Source organism: Enterobacter sp. C6 (assembly GCF_008122455.1).
In the GTDB taxonomy this organism is placed as follows: Bacteria; Pseudomonadota; Gammaproteobacteria; order Enterobacterales; family Enterobacteriaceae; genus Enterobacter; species Enterobacter pseudoroggenkampii.
This window is the reverse complement of the sequence record NZ_QPFW01000230.1, coordinates 1-14,873: the sequence shown is the minus strand read 5'-3', so window position 1 is coordinate 14,873 and position 14,873 is coordinate 1. Positions and strand designations below refer to the sequence as shown.

At 57.2% G+C, this 14,873-nt stretch carries 13 protein-coding genes; 5 read left to right on the top strand and 8 right to left on the bottom strand.

Annotated elements, in window-relative coordinates; genetic code table 11:
• Positions 1-21 precede the first annotated feature (21 nt).
• Both pntA and pntB read left to right on the top strand, forming a co-directional pair.
• The gene (gene pntA / locus DOU50_RS14520; protein WP_024909330.1) at positions 22-1,551 is read left to right on the top strand and encodes a Re/Si-specific NAD(P)(+) transhydrogenase subunit alpha; all 1,530 of its coding nucleotides are present in this window, start codon (positions 22-24) and stop codon (positions 1,549-1,551) included.
• 10 nt (positions 1,552-1,561) lie between these two features.
• Positions 1,562-2,950 carry a Re/Si-specific NAD(P)(+) transhydrogenase subunit beta gene (gene pntB / locus DOU50_RS14515; protein ID WP_032668239.1) on the top strand — a complete coding sequence of 463 codons (1,389 nt, stop codon included), beginning with the start codon at positions 1,562-1,564 and terminating at the stop codon, positions 2,948-2,950.
• A 120-nt stretch (positions 2,951-3,070) separates the two neighbouring features.
• On the opposite strand, the gene uspE is transcribed toward pntB, so the two are convergent.
• The 7 genes from uspE to DOU50_RS14480 all read right to left on the bottom strand — a co-directional run bounded on the left by uspE (position 3,071) and on the right by DOU50_RS14480 (position 10,244).
• A complete protein-coding gene (uspE, locus tag DOU50_RS14510; RefSeq protein ID WP_024909171.1) occupies positions 3,071-4,021 on the bottom strand; it encodes a universal stress protein UspE in 951 nt (316 codons plus the stop codon).
• A gap of 109 nt (positions 4,022-4,130) precedes the next feature.
• Complete coding sequence (locus DOU50_RS14505) at positions 4,131-4,313, bottom strand: hypothetical protein (RefSeq protein ID WP_014883604.1); 183 nt, start codon at positions 4,311-4,313, stop codon at positions 4,131-4,133.
• 146 nt (positions 4,314-4,459) lie between these two features.
• Entirely contained in the window at positions 4,460-5,212 is a 753-nt protein-coding gene (gene fnr, locus DOU50_RS14500; RefSeq protein ID WP_006174991.1) for a fumarate/nitrate reduction transcriptional regulator Fnr, read from the bottom strand.
• Positions 5,213-5,395: 183 nt separating this feature from the next.
• On the bottom strand, positions 5,396-5,911 hold the full coding sequence (gene ogt, locus DOU50_RS14495) for a methylated-DNA--[protein]-cysteine S-methyltransferase (protein ID WP_032651063.1): 516 nt from the start codon (positions 5,909-5,911) through the stop codon (positions 5,396-5,398).
• A 10-nt stretch (positions 5,912-5,921) separates the two neighbouring features.
• Positions 5,922-7,448, bottom strand: a complete 1,527-nt coding sequence (gene abgT / locus DOU50_RS14490; RefSeq protein WP_148769634.1) for a p-aminobenzoyl-glutamate transporter — start codon at positions 7,446-7,448, stop codon at positions 5,922-5,924.
• A gap of 40 nt (positions 7,449-7,488) precedes the next feature.
• Positions 7,489-8,934 carry a M20 family metallopeptidase gene (locus DOU50_RS14485; protein WP_148769633.1) on the bottom strand — a complete coding sequence of 482 codons (1,446 nt, stop codon included), beginning with the start codon at positions 8,932-8,934 and terminating at the stop codon, positions 7,489-7,491.
• Positions 8,934-10,244: a M20 family metallo-hydrolase gene (locus DOU50_RS14480; protein WP_148769632.1), complete on the bottom strand. Its 1,311-nt coding sequence runs from the start codon at positions 10,242-10,244 to the stop codon at positions 8,934-8,936. The genes DOU50_RS14485 and DOU50_RS14480 overlap by 1 nt, the downstream gene beginning before the upstream one ends.
• Positions 10,245-10,419: 175 nt before the next feature.
• On the opposite strand from DOU50_RS14480, the gene DOU50_RS14475 reads away from it, so the two are divergent.
• The gene (locus DOU50_RS14475) at positions 10,420-11,331 is read left to right on the top strand and encodes a LysR family transcriptional regulator (protein ID WP_148769631.1); all 912 of its coding nucleotides are present in this window, start codon (positions 10,420-10,422) and stop codon (positions 11,329-11,331) included.
• 356 nt (positions 11,332-11,687) lie between these two features.
• Positions 11,688-12,251, top strand: coding sequence for a DNA endonuclease SmrA (smrA, locus tag DOU50_RS14470; protein WP_024909165.1), 564 nt, complete (start codon positions 11,688-11,690; stop codon positions 12,249-12,251).
• 27 nt (positions 12,252-12,278) lie between these two features.
• On the opposite strand, the gene tcp is transcribed toward smrA, so the two are convergent.
• Positions 12,279-13,940 carry a methyl-accepting chemotaxis citrate transducer gene (gene tcp / locus DOU50_RS14465; protein WP_148769630.1) on the bottom strand — a complete coding sequence of 554 codons (1,662 nt, stop codon included), beginning with the start codon at positions 13,938-13,940 and terminating at the stop codon, positions 12,279-12,281.
• Between the two features lie 144 nt (positions 13,941-14,084).
• Between tcp and DOU50_RS14460 the strand changes: the two genes are divergently transcribed.
• Positions 14,085-14,873, top strand: a 789-nt coding sequence (locus DOU50_RS14460; RefSeq protein WP_148769629.1) for an aldo/keto reductase family oxidoreductase, incomplete at its 3' end; no start/stop codon positions are given.

Here is a 14,873-nt window from a genome sequence, read left to right as displayed (position 1 = left end):
AAACCGATGGAAGGGAAAACTATGCGTATTGGGGTACCAAAAGAACGGTTAGCCAATGAAACCCGCGTAGCGGCAACACCGAAAACGGTGGAGCAACTGCTTAAACTGGGTTTTACGGTCGCGGTCGAAAGCGGCGCAGGCAAACTGGCGAGTTTCGATGACGAGGCCTTTATCCAGGCTGGCGCAGAAGTGGTCGACGGTGCTGACGTCTGGCAGTCGCCGGTAATTCTGAAGGTCAACGCACCGGAAGAGAGTGAAATTGCGCTGCTGAATCCGGGGACGACCCTGGTGAGCTTCATCTGGCCTGCGCAAAACCCGGAGCTGATGGAGAAGCTGGCGGCCCGTGGCGTGACCGTGATGGCGATGGACTCCGTGCCGCGCATTTCGCGCGCGCAGTCGCTGGATGCCTTAAGCTCCATGGCAAACATTGCCGGCTACCGCGCCATTGTTGAAGCGGCCCACGAATTTGGTCGCTTCTTTACCGGTCAAATCACCGCCGCGGGTAAAGTCCCTCCGGCGAAAGTGATGGTGATTGGTGCGGGCGTAGCGGGCCTTGCCGCCATCGGTGCGGCAAACAGCCTGGGCGCTATCGTACGCGCCTTTGACACCCGTCCTGAAGTAAAGGAACAGGTTCAGAGTATGGGAGCCGAATTCCTTGAGCTGGACTTTAAGGAAGAGGCAGGCAGCGGCGACGGTTACGCGAAGGTGATGTCCGAAGCCTTTATCAAAGCCGAAATGGAACTCTTCGCTGCCCAGGCGAAAGATGTCGACATTATTGTCACCACCGCGCTTATCCCCGGTAAACCGGCACCGAAGCTGATTACCCGTGAGATGGTTGACTCCATGAAGTCGGGCAGCGTGATTGTCGACCTGGCCGCCCAAAACGGCGGTAACTGTGAATATACCGTACCGAATCAGGTGACCACGACCGCGAACGGCGTGAAGGTGATCGGTTATACCGACCTGCCGGGCCGTCTGCCAACGCAGTCTTCTCAGCTCTACGGCACTAACCTCGTCAACCTGCTGAAGCTGCTTTGCAAAGAGAAAGACGGCAACATCACCGTCGATTTTGACGATGTGGTGGTGCGCGGCGTCACCGTGGTCCGTGAAGGTGAAATTACCTGGCCTGCGCCGCCTATTCAGGTTTCTGCTCAGCCTCAGGCGGCAGCGAAAGCGGCGCCCGCGCCTAAAGAGCCCGCCAAACCGGCTTCTCCGTGGCGCAAATACGCGATCATGGCGCTGGTGATTATTCTGTTCGGCTGGCTGGCTGACGTCGCGCCGAAAGAGTTCCTCGGCCACTTTACCGTCTTCGCGCTCTCCTGCGTCGTAGGCTACTACGTGGTGTGGAACGTCTCCCATGCGCTGCACACGCCGCTGATGTCGGTAACCAACGCCATCTCCGGGATCATCGTAGTGGGGGCGTTACTGCAGATTGGTCACGGCGGCTGGATCAGCTTCCTGAGCTTTATCGCGGTGCTGATCGCCAGTATCAATATTTTCGGTGGTTTCACCGTGACTCAGCGCATGCTGAAAATGTTTCGTAAAGGCTAAGGGGTAGCATATGTCTGGAGGATTAGTGACAGCCGCATACATTGTTGCTGCAATCCTGTTTATTTTCAGTCTGGCGGGGCTTTCCAAACACGAAACGTCTCAGCAGGGGAATAACTTTGGTATCGCCGGGATGGCGATTGCGCTGATTGCCACCATCTTCGGGCCGGATACCGGCAACGTGGCGTGGATCCTGGTAGCGATGATCATCGGCGGCGCGATTGGTATTCGCCTCGCGAAACGCGTTGAAATGACCGAGATGCCGGAGCTGGTCGCTATTCTGCACAGCTTCGTGGGTCTGGCGGCGGTGCTGGTGGGCTTCAACAGCTACCTGTATCACGAACCGGGCCTGGAACCGATTCTGGTGAACATCCACCTGACGGAAGTATTCCTCGGTATCTTCATCGGTGCGGTGACCTTCACCGGTTCTATTGTCGCGTTCGGCAAACTGCGCGGGAAGATCTCCTCTAAACCGCTGATGCTGCCAAACCGTCATAAGCTGAACCTGGCGGCGCTGGTCGTGTCGTTTGTACTGCTGGTGGTTTTCGTGCGTACCGAAAGCGTCGGTCTGCAGGTGCTGGCGTTGCTGGTCATGACCATCATCGCGCTGGCGTTCGGCTGGCACCTGGTGGCGTCCATCGGCGGTGCGGATATGCCGGTAGTTGTCTCGATGCTGAACTCCTACTCCGGTTGGGCAGCAGCGGCGGCAGGCTTTATGCTGAGCAACGACCTGCTGATCGTCACCGGTGCGCTGGTGGGTTCTTCCGGTGCGATCCTGTCTTACATCATGTGTAAGGCGATGAACCGTTCGTTCATCAGCGTTATCGCCGGTGGTTTCGGGACCGATGGGTCTTCTTCCAGTGCGGATGAAGAAGTGGGTGAACACCGTGAAATTTCTGCGGAAGATACTGCAGACATGCTGAAAAACTCGCATTCCGTGATCATCACTCCGGGCTACGGCATGGCGGTGGCGCAGGCGCAGTATCCGGTGGCGGAAATCACCGAGAAGCTGCGCGCGCGGGGCATTAAGGTTCGCTTTGGTATTCACCCGGTGGCAGGGCGTCTGCCTGGCCATATGAACGTGCTGCTGGCGGAAGCGAAAGTGCCTTACGACATCGTGCTGGAAATGGATGAGATCAACGATGATTTCGCCGACACCGACACCGTGCTGGTCATTGGCGCCAACGATACCGTTAACCCTGCTGCACAGGACGATCCGGGTAGCCCAATCGCCGGTATGCCGGTTCTGGAAGTGTGGAAGGCGCAGAACGTGATTGTGTTTAAACGCTCCATGAATACCGGCTATGCCGGGGTTCAGAACCCGCTGTTCTTCAAAGAGAACACCCACATGCTGTTTGGCGATGCCAAAGCCAGCGTGGATGCGATTCTGAAAGCGCTGTAAGTTGCGTTGAAACGAAAAAACCGCCGAATCCGGCGGTTTTTTTATTGCCGGGTGGTGCTCACGCTTACCCGGCCTACGGTTTTGTAGGCCCGGCAAGCTTGCGCCGCCGGGCGTTAGGGATCAATCGTCTTCCGGGTCATCCAGCTCAACCGGCGTCTGGTACTCATCCGGCTTAATGACCAGCAGGTCGCAGCGCAGATGGTCGATTACCTGTTCGGCGGTATTGCCGAGGAACGCGGCAGAAATACCGGTTCTGCCAATTGTGCCCAGCACCACAATCCCCGCCTGCAGGTGTTCCGCCAGGTCCGGGATCACCTCTTCAGGCAGCCCTTTTTCCACGTGGGTCATTTTCTCATCAATGCTGAATTTCTGGCGCAGCGCTTTCATGGCCAGCAGGTGCTGACCGCGGATCGCGTCGTTGTACACGCTTGGGTCAAATTCAGGCAGCTCAATGGCAATGTTAATCGGGGTGACCGGATAGGCGCCCACCAGATGCACTTCGGTATGATTCACCTGATCGGCAAGCTGGAGGGTCTCCTTCACCAGCTTCTCGTTCAGCGAATTGTGGTAATCCTCTTCGCTCGCGAGGTTTACCGCCACAACGGCTTTCCCGCCTTCAGGCCACGGCTGGTCTTTCACCATCCAGACCGGGCAAGGACATTTACGCAGCAAGTGCCAGTCGGTCGGGGTGAAGATCACAGATTCCAGCTTGTCGTGCTGGTGCGCCATCTTCAGCAGCAGGTCGTGCCCACCGGCGACAATCTCCTGGATGATGGCTTCGAAAGGTCGGTTATGCCAGACCACTTTAATATCAATGGGCACACCCGCTTCCAGGTAATACTTCGCCTGTTCACGGATCCACGCGGTACGCTGGCTGATGACGCCCTGACGCATAGCGGTGCGCTCGTCAGGCGACAGAAGGGTGGTCATCTCATACGAGAAGTCATAGATCGGCAAAAACGCTTTGATTTTGCCACCAATCCGTTGATGTAAATACACAGCACGTCGTAATGCCGGCTGATCGTCCTGATTCGGATCGATAGCTACCAGCATGTTTTGATACTTGGCCATACAGGTCTCCTTACTACTGTCACCACAGTCTGTAATTAAAAGAGTAACCTATATATCCTGAATGAAACAGAGGGGAGGTTTTGCCAGATCAATAATTCATGAAAATTTATCAGAGGAAAAGCACTGTGGTCGTCACCGCGATAAACGCAATAAACAGCAGCACCATCACCGCTATCGCAAAGGTCGTGGAGTCCTGAACGTAGGTTTTTTCCTCCCCCTTCATCGGGCCGACAAGCATGATCCAGATGAAGATAAAGGTCACTGAGGCGATCACGACTGAAACGAAAAACAAACTTTCTCTCAATTCATAACCTCAACGAGAACCTTTCGGGCGCTGTGTGGGGACGTACTACGGTGAAAATATCTTGAAACGAAAGTGATTATACCAGACCAATAAATCACAAGAATTTATCAGTCTGGTCATCAACAGGTGGAAAGTTATGCCACGTTGCGGGCGTGCCCGGCAAGAACGGCCAGCGCTTCACCGTTTTCGATAGTGATGTATTTACCTTTAACGGCCAGCATCCCGCTCTTCTGGAAACGACCCAGCAGACGGCTGATGGTTTCCACGGTCAGACCCAGGTAGTTACCGATATCGCCACGCGTCATCGTCAGACGGAATTCACGCGGCGAGAAGCCACGCTCGGCGAAGCGGCGGGAGAGGTTGTAGATAAACGCGGCCAGGCGCTCTTCTGCATTCTTTTTGGAAAGCAGCAGAATCATGTCCTGATCGCCTTTGATTTCACCGCTCATCAGACGCATCATCTGCTGACGCAGGTTAGGCATCTTGCCGGAGAGATCGTCCAGGGTTTCAAACGGGATTTCGCAAACCATTGAGGTTTCGAGTGCCTGAGCAAAGCTCGGGTGATGGCCCGTGCCGATGGCATCAAAGCCCACCAGGTCGCCCGCCAGATGGAAGCCGGTGATCTGCTCATCACCCTGTTCGGTGATGGTGTAGCTCTTGATGGTGCCAGAACGGATAGCATAGAGCGATTTCAGTTCGTCTCCCGCTTTAAACAGCGTCTGCCCTTTCTGAATAGGCTTTTTGCGCTCGATGATATTATCAAGCTGATCGAGTTCATGCTCATTCAGGGTAAACGGGATACAGAGCTGGCTGATGCTGCAATCCTGGCAATGGATAGCACAACCGCCAGACTGAATGCGTCGTATAATTCGCTTTTCCGGGATCATAGGTTTGCTCAAGCCTTAATTGATATTGGTCAATTTTAACATCTTTTTGGTAAGTACGTAAGCCTGACAAACCCTCAATAAGGACAAGAGACGACAACGTGTCGCCATCTTCTTGAAATTCCACAGCTTGATTATGGATTTTTACCCTAACCGGTAGAAAATTAAGCACAAAAAGCCTGGGAACTAGAGCAAGAGATACCCTTCGTGACGCAGCAGCCACTCTTTTCGCTGCACGCCACCGGCATAGCCTGTCATGGTACCGTTACGGCCAATGACGCGATGGCAGGGTACCACGATGCTCACCGGGTTAGAGCCGTTCGCGGCACCCACCGCGCGTGCTGCTCCTGCGCGGCCTAGCTGCTCCGCAAGCTGGCCGTAATGCATGACCTGCCCGCACGGAATCGAACGTAGCGCCTGCCACACTTCGCGCTGAAAAGGCGTGCCCGCCGTGGCGGTCGGCAGAGTATCGATGATGCTGAGATCGCCTTCGAAGTACGCCGCAAGCTTGTCGCTCAGCCCGCCCGGATTGGTGGCGCGGATACGTTCATATCCCTGTGAGCGGTAGTGAATCGCAAGCAGTTCTTCCATGCGGTCGCTGTGCTCTTCCCATTCAACCGCGCGCAGGCAGAACTGCTCGTCCGCGATCACCCACAGCGGCCCGAGCGGCGTCGCAATCTTGTCTTCGAGTAATCTCAGCATCCTCATTCCTTTAGTTCAGCCTCGGGTAAATCCCCGGTCCAATCGGCAGGCCGACAAGATACCATGCCACCAGCATCACCAGCCATACCCCTAAAAAGATAAGCGGGTAGGGTAAAACCAGCGAATAGTAGGTACCCAGTTTGGCCTCGGGTTTATAGCGCTGCAGGAAGCCTAAAAACAGCGGAACAAACGGCGAGACTGGCGCCAGCGGAATAACCGAAGAGTCCGCGATGCGGAACAGGATCTGGGCAAAAGCCGGGTGGAACCCCAGCATCATAAACATCGGCACGAAGATCGGGGCCAGAATCGACCAGATGGCGGAACCGCTGGCGATAAACATGCACAGCAGGGATGACAGAAGCGCCAGGCCGACAAACGCCGGTACGCCGCTTAATCCGGCAGCCTCCAGCGCGTCGGTCAGGCCCACGGCCATAAACTTGCCCATGTTGCTCCAGTTAAACATCGCCACAAACTGCGCCAGCGGGAACACCATCACGATAAAGCCCGCCATCTCCTTCATCGGCTCGATCATCAGCTGCGGCAAATCGCCCTGACGGCGGATTTTGCCGGTAGCGATTCCGTAGGCGAGCGAAACGACAAAGAAGAAGAGGATAATCAGCGGCACAATGCCCTGAATAAACGGTGACGGCAGGACCGTATGTTTAACCGGATCGCGCAATATGCCGTTTTCCGGGACCACCATCAGCGCCACCAGCGCGATAAAGGCCAGCGAGACCACGCCAGCCACGCGCAGGCCGAAGCGCTGCTCTTTGCTCAGGGTCTCCAGCTTTTCATCGCTACGGCCTTCCCATTTGCCCAGGCGCGGCTCGACGATCTTATCGGTAATCAGCCCGCCGACAATCGTCAGGACAATGACCGAGCTTGCCATAAAGTACCAGTTGTCGATCACGCTGACGTGCATGGACGCATCGATGGTCTTTGCCGCCTCCGTGCTGATGCCCGAGAGCAACACGTCGGTGGTGACGATAAGCAGGTTAGCGGTGAATCCGCAGCCCACCCCCGCAATCGCCGACAGCAGGCCCGCCACGGGATGACGACCGACGGCGAGAAAAATCAGCGCCCCCATCGGCGGCATGATCACCAGCGCGGCGTCGGAGGAGATATGGCTGAAGAAGGCGATAAACAGCACCATGTAGCTCGCGTACCGCGCGCTGACGTGGGAAGCCATCTTCACCATTAATGCGGGCAGCAGGCCAACGCGTTCTGCCAGCCCGGCGCCCAGCACCAGCGCCAGAATGGCGCCCAGCGGGGCGAAACCGCTGAAGTTTTTGATGACGTTAGGTAAAAACCAGTGTAGCCCGTCAACGCTGAGCAGGTTCTTTACCGCCACCAGGCTGCCGTCGGCCGGGCTGCGCACGCTGACGTCAAAGGCGGAGAGCACGGCGGTGGCGACCATCAAAATCACGATCAGATAGATAAACAGCAGGAAAGGGTGCGGCACTTTATTGCCGATCCTTTCAACCCAGCCATAGAGCTTACCGGATGGGGAATGCGAAGGTATGGATGACATACTCATGGGCGTTCCTCGGGACTGTTGTGTTGTTGTGTTGTGTTTTTTATTTTAAAGGTGACGGTGTCACGCCTCGTGGGATCGGACACACGTACGGTTTTTCTTGTATTTGTTGTTCGAACTCTTCACGGCATTTTTTCAGCAGCGCGGCGTCCTGCAGCAGATTGAGCGCGGTCGCGCCCATCACTTTCCCGGCCAGCAGCATGCCTTTGTGGGCAATAGAGGTTCGCCCCTGAGATACCAGTTGCCAGGTATGCAGCGGCGTGCCGACGGTAAAACAGGGGCTGAAGCACTGGGCGACCGGCATTTTCCAGCTGACGTCACCCACGTCGGTTGAACCCGCCAGCACGTTGTCGGTGACGGCATAAGGCGCGACTTCATCCACCAGCAGCGTCGCCTGATGACGACGGGCAAAGGCTTTACCCGCTTCGCCACCCGTGGCGGCAATATTTTTCAGGCTGTTTTGCAAATCGTTGGGCGTCAGCGTGGCGCGGATCTCGCGGGCAAACTCTCGCTCCTCGTTGGTCCACTCCGGCGTGCCGTAGTGCTGCAGGGCGCGATACATCGCCGCCTCAAGCGTGCGGTTCGGCAGGTAGCTGGAGCAGGCTTTATCAAAGCGGCACTCGACGGTGGTTTCGGTCATCAGCGCCGCGCCCTGGGCAATTTTCTCGATGCGCTCGTAGATCTGCTGCGCATCCGCCATCTCCGGGGCGCGGATCAGGTACAGCACCTCGGCCTGCGCCTGTACCACGTTGGGCGAAATCCCGCCGGTATCGGTAATGGCGTAATGGACGCGCGCTTTCTCGATAATGTGTTCGTTAAGGAAGTTGGTGCCGGTGGTCATCAGCGTCACGGCGTCCAGCGCGCTGCGTCCCAGGTGAGGGGAGTTGGCCGCGTGTGCCGCCACGCCGTGAAAACGCCAGGCGGCCTGAATATTCGCCAGCGTGCTGACGTTAAACATCCCGGCAAAGGCTTCCGGGTGCCAGGTGACGGCAGCATCGACGTCATCAAACAGCCCTTCGCGCACCATAAAGGTTTTCCCGGAGCCGCCTTCTTCGCCGGGACAGCCGTAAAAACGCACCGTTCCGCTGCCGCCGTGCTGCTCCAGCCAGCTTTTCACCGCCACCGCGCCCGCAAGCGCCGCGGTGCCTAAGAGGTTATGCCCGCAGCCGTGGCCGTTGGCTCCCGGCGTGGCGGTCTGCGCGGTCGCGCAGTGTGCCTGCTGGCTTAACCCGGCCAGCGCGTCGTACTCGCCCAGCAGGGCGATAACCGGTTTCCCGCTGCCGAAGCTGGCGATAAACGCGTTGGGGATGCCGCCTGCCTCGCGGATCAGCGTGAAGCCTTCTGCTTCCAGCTCGCTGGCCAGTCGTTCTGCGGACCAGAACTCTTCAAAGCGGGTTTCGGGACGATCCCAGATCGCATCGGCAATATCGGTTAACATCCGACATCGCGTGTCGATCGCATCGGCAATAAAAGCGTAGTTCTCCTGCATTACACACCTCGCGTCCACGGGAAATTAAGCGCAGTTCGCGCCAGCGTTTCGATGGCGACAGGCATGACCTGCTCATCGAAGTCGAATTTTTCGTTGTGATGTCCGGCGCTCAACTCCGTGCCAAACACCATATAGGACGCCATGCCGCCGTTCTGCTGCACGCGGGCCATCATCAGCGTGGCGTCTTCGGAGCCTGCTGGCGCCTTCACCTTATCGATGGCGTGAACAACCCCGGAAACCTGACTCGCCTGCTCGCGCAGATAATCCACCCAGGCCGGCGTCGGTGCGCTGGAGGTGGCAGCCCCCATCAGGCGCATCTCGGCGCTCACGCCGTAGAGCGCCGCCGCGCCGGTAATGACCGCCTGCGCGCGTTCAAAAACGTACTGATTAATCGCTTCGCTTTCACCGCGCGTTTCAATCTTCATCAGGGCATTCGCGGGCACCACGTTGCGTCCGCTGCCCGCCTGCATCACGCCGACGTTTACCCGGGAGGCACCTTCGCTGTGCGGGGCGATGCTGTGCAGGGCGAGGGCGGCCTGCGCGGCGGCGAGCAGGGCGTTACGACCGTCCTCCGGCTTACCGCCCGCGTGTGCGGCCACGCCGGTAAAACTCACGTCGAACTTGGTGGTGGCCATAAAGTTATCGCTGCCGCAGATCACCGTTCCGGCAGGCACGCCAGTACCAATATGGATAGCCGTGAAATAGTCCACGTCGTCCAGCGCCCCGGCGGCAACCATGGCGCGCGCGCCGCGCGTACCTTCTTCGGCGGGCTGGAAGATCAGCTTGATGGTGCCGTTCAGCCGGGCTTCATTCTGCTTAAGCACCTGCGCCAGCCCCAGACCAATGGTGGTGTGGCCGTCGTGCGCGCAGGCGTGCATCATTCCCGCGTTGCAGGAGGCAAACCCGTCGCGGAACGGACGATGGCTGTCGTCGAGCGCTTCGCTTAAATCAAGGGCGTCCATGTCGACGCGAAACGCCAGGGTTGGGCCAGGGCGGCCGGTATTGAGGGTCGCCACAATGCCGGTAAAGCCGCCTTCAAACGGCGCCAGCCATTTCTCAGGCGCGCCCTGCGCCCGTGCGCGGGCAAACTCATGCGCCAGGGTAGCGGTATCGGGCAGCCCCATCCGGCTTTCGGCATCGACCACGTCGCGACCCATCGCCAGTTCGTAACCCAGCGAGTCCAGGATTTCCGCGACTTTCGCGGCGGTACGAAACTCTACCCAGCCGGATTCCGCGAAATGGTGAAAATCATGACGCCATGCGCTCAGCTGCGGGGGTAACGTCTGGATGTACTGTGCCAGTGTGTCCATATCTGTTCCTGTCATCATTAAAATATGTGAACTGCTTCACGATGTGATAGTTTTTACTTATCACTAACCGATTTTTCACAGTTTTAACCGTTCAGGAATTACCCTCGCACATCCCTTTCCATTAAAGTAGATGACAGTTTCTTTACTCTGATAAACAACGGTTATCGGTCGGGCTATGACATTCCAGATTAAATTTCATCAAATCCGGGCGTTTGTTGAAGTCGCGCGTCAGGGCAGCATTCGCGGTGCCAGCAGAACGCTGAATCTTTCCCAGCCGGCGCTGACCAAATCCATCAAAGAGCTGGAAGAGGGCATGGCGGCGCAGCTTTTCGTGCGCAGGAGTAAGGGCGTCGCGTTGACGGAATGCGGTGAGGGTTTTTACCAGCGTGCCAGGTTGATCCTGGAAGAGCTGCGCGCGGCGCAGGATGACATTCGTCAGCGGCAGGGGGAGCTGGCCGGGCAGATCAACATCGGGATGGGGGCCAGCGTTTCACGCACGCTTATGCCCGCCGTCATTACCCGCTTTCACGCGCAGCATCCGCAGGTCAAGGTGCGGATTATGGAAGGGCAGCTGGTATCGATGATCAATGAATTACGCCAGGGTGAACTGGACTTCACCATCAATACCTATTATCAGGGGCCTTACGATCAGGAATTTACGTTTGAAAAACTTTTCGAAAAACCGTTTGCGGTATTTTGTCGGGAAGGGCATCCGGCGACGGGGGCAACGTCGATTAATGAACTTCTGCATTATAACTGGACAATGCCGACCCCGCGGGGAAGTTATTATAAGCAGTTAGAAGAGGTATTTAGCCATCGCTCGCAAATACCGCGAATTGGTGTGGTCTGTGAAACCTTTTCCTCCTGTATTAGCCTGGTTGCGCAAAGTGATTTTCTAAGCATATTGCCGCAGGAGCTAGGGTGTGACCCGCTGCTGGCGCACCGCCTGGTCATGCTGCCGGTTGTCGAGTCGCTTCCAAAAGCAGCATATTATTTAATTCAGCGCCGTGATTCACGTCAGACGCCCCTTGCCGAATCATTAATTACACAGTTCAGAAGGGATGCGAGGAAAATAGTCGTGGCGTGAAAAGCCGACCATAAAAAAACAGGGTCTGTCCGACATCTGACAGACCCTCCAGTACACACAGCAGTGCGTCCTTTCGCCAATCCTGAGTATTATATCCATGAAGCAGGTATATTTAGGTATAACACCTTTCCCGCAAAATGAAAGGATATTGAGTGTTTGATTTTACGAAAATTTAACACAAATCACTTATTTCATCTTTGCTGAAATTTTAGTTAAGTCACATTTAAGTTTATTTTATAAATACTATATATATTCATCAGGTTAATATTTGTTGCGCACGACGGCCTGTAACGGTGATTGAGGCCTGTCTCGGGCGCAGGTATAGTACCGTCCTCAGTTGTAGCCGGAGGATATCCATGAACCCTGACGACAAATCCTTTTTTCTTGACGCCATGGAAGATGTCCAGCCGCTGAAGCGTGGCCCGGATATTCACTGGCAGCCCAGCCGCAATACCCGGGTGCGCGAGGAGGTGGATAATGAACAGCTGGATAACTTCCTGACGCTCGATTTTCTTGACCTTCTTCCCCTGGAAGAACCGCTGGCGTTCCAGCGCGAAGGGGTGCAGCAGGGCGTTATCGATAAGCTGCGCTCGGGTAAATATGCCCGCCAGGCCAGCTTAAACCTCCTGCGTCAGCCTGCCGAACGCTGCCGTCAGATGCTGTTTTCTTTTATCTGCCAGGCCAGACGTGACGGGTTACGTAACCTGATTATTATTCACGGGAAAGGGCGGGAGCAGAACTCGCATCCGAATGTGGTGCGCAGCTACCTGGCGCGCTGGTTAACCGAGTTCGAGGATGTACAGGCCTTCTGCGTGGCGCTGCCGCATCACGGCGGCAGCGGGGCATGTTACGTTTCACTGCGAAAATCCGATGAAGCAAAACAGGAGAACTGGGAGCGGCACGCCAAGCGCAGCCGCTAGCGGGCGATATTCTCGCCCGCCTGAGACTCAGAACGTTTCCCAGTTGCTGTCGGTGGAGGCGTTTGTCGTTGCCGGGCGCAGCAGCTGTGGCGTTTTCAGATTGGCCGGGCGTGGAGCGACCGCTTTTTCTTTGCCGTTCAGACGAAACGCCGCTACCGCCTGGCGCAGCTGCTCGGACTGATCTTCCAGTGCCGCAGCCGCCGTGGCGGACTCCTGCACCAGCGCGGCGTTTTGCTGCGTCACGCTGTCCATCTGCGAAACGGCCAGGCTCACCTGCTCAATGCCGCGGCTCTGCTCGTCAGAGGCAGAGGAAATCTCGCCCATGATATCGGTCACGCGGGTAACGGCGGCGACGATTTCCTTCATGGTGGTGCCCGCCTCGCTCACCTGCTCAGAGCCGGTATTCACCCGGCTGACGGAGTTCTCGATAAGTCCTTTGATCTCTTTCGCTGCCTGCGCGCTGCGGCTCGCCAGCGTACGGACCTCGCCCGCGACAACCGCAAAGCCACGCCCCTGTTCCCCGGCGCGTGCGGCTTCCACCGCGGCGTTAAGCGCCAGAATGTTCGTCTGGAACGCGATGCTGTCGATCACGCTGGTAATATGCGCAATTTGCTGCGAACTGTCGGCGATTTCGTTCATGGTGCGAACCACGTTATCCACGACGTGACCGCCGCGCGCGGCCGTTTCAGAGGCGTTTTTCGCCAGCAGCGTGGCCTGACGGGCGTTATCGGAGTTCTGTTTAACCGTCGCGGTCAGCTCTTCCATGCTGGCGGCAGTCTCTTCCAGCGAGGCGGCCTGCTGCTCGGTGCGGGCGGACAGATCGTTGCTTCCTGCGGCAATTTCGCCTGCGCCGGTGTAGATGGAATCGGTGCTTCCGCGCACGGCGCTGACGGTGGTCACCAGCGACTGCTGCATCTCATGCAGGCCAGCGGCCAACTGACCCATCTCGTTGCGGCCAGATATTGCGATATCCTGCGTCAGGTCGCCCCCTGCAATGGCGCGAATATGGTTCATAATGGAGTGGAGTGGTTTTAACAGCAGGTGCTGTAAACCCTGCCAGATGACCACCAGAACCGCGATAACGGCCAGCAGAATTGCCGCCAGGGTCCACTGCATCTGCGTGAAGCTGCTCTGGTTCTCTTCGGTTGCGGCCTTCAGCAGGGTGTTGTTTTCGGCGCGCCAGCGGTTATAGACCGCCTCCATGTCGTCCTGCGCCTGCTGCGCGTCCAGATCCCCATAGGCCTGATAGTTGTCGGCACGCAGATACTCAATCGATAAGCGCATCACTTCGCGCATCTGGTTCCATGATTTCTGCATCTCGTCGGTCAATGCCGCCTCCTGGCCCTTAACCTGCGGCAGTTTCTGCCACTCTTTGTTATAGGCTTCGGCTTTTGCCAGCGAGTCGCCTGCGGTGCCAAGCAGCTTATTGATCGCCGCCAGGGAAGCCGGGTCACGCTGGTTTTTCAGATAGCGGATCGCCACGCGGGTGACGGTGACGCGCGTTTTCACCAGCGTGTTCACGCTGTCGCTCAGGCTTTCCTGCTGGGCATTGAGCACGCCGGAATTCTGGAAGTTATGGCGATCGTTACTGACGGCAGAGTAGAACAACCCTCCCGTGACAACTTGCAGCAGACAGAATATGGTGAGGGCAAAGATAATACCGGTAATCACGTGCAGATTTTTCAGCATAGCGGTCGTCCGTTAGAAAGGATGCAGAGGTACACCAATACTATCGTCGTATAGAATTTAAACTTTAATTTAACTCGCGCTTAACTAAGGGCTCCCTGAGGGAACCTGTTGTAAATCCGGATCATTTTTATGAGGAAGGTCAACATGAGCAGCATTGATAAAAGCGGGACGTACGCGCTCGGGACGCGGACGGTGAAACGGCTGGGCTACGGTGCGATGCAGCTGGCCGGGCCTGGCGTCTTTGGGCCGCCGAAGGATAAGCAGGCCGCGCTGGACGTGCTGCGCGAAGCGGTGGCGGCGGGGGTGAACCACATTGATACCAGTGATTTTTACGGCCCTCATGTCACTAACCAGCTGATCCGCGAGGCGCTTCACCCGTACCGGGACGATCTGACGCTCGTCACCAAGATCGGCGCCCGTCGCGATGACAAAGGCGCCTGGCTGCCGGCCTTTTCCGCGCAGGAACTGACGCAGGCGGTGCATGACAACCTGCGTAATCTGCAGCTGGACGTGCTGGACGTGGTGAATCTGCGGATCATGTTTAGCGCACACGGGCCGGCGGAAGGATCGATTGCTGAACCGCTTTCCACCCTGGCAGAATTACAGCAGCAGGGGCTGGTGCGGCATATTGGCCTGAGCAACGTCACGGCAACCCAGGTCGCGGAAGCCCGGAAGCTGGTACCGGTGGTGTGCGTGCAGAACATGTACAACATTGTGAACCGGGGTGACGACGCGCTGGTGGATCTGCTGGCGCAGCAGGGGATTGCGTATGTGCCGTTCTTCCCACTGGGAGGCTTTACGCCACTGCAATCTTCCGGGCTGCAGGCTGTCGCCGACTCGCTGGGCGTCACGGCAATGCAGGTTGCGCTGGCATGGCTGCTGCAGCGTTCCCCAAATATCCTGCTGATCCCGGGCACCTCTTCCGTGGCGCAT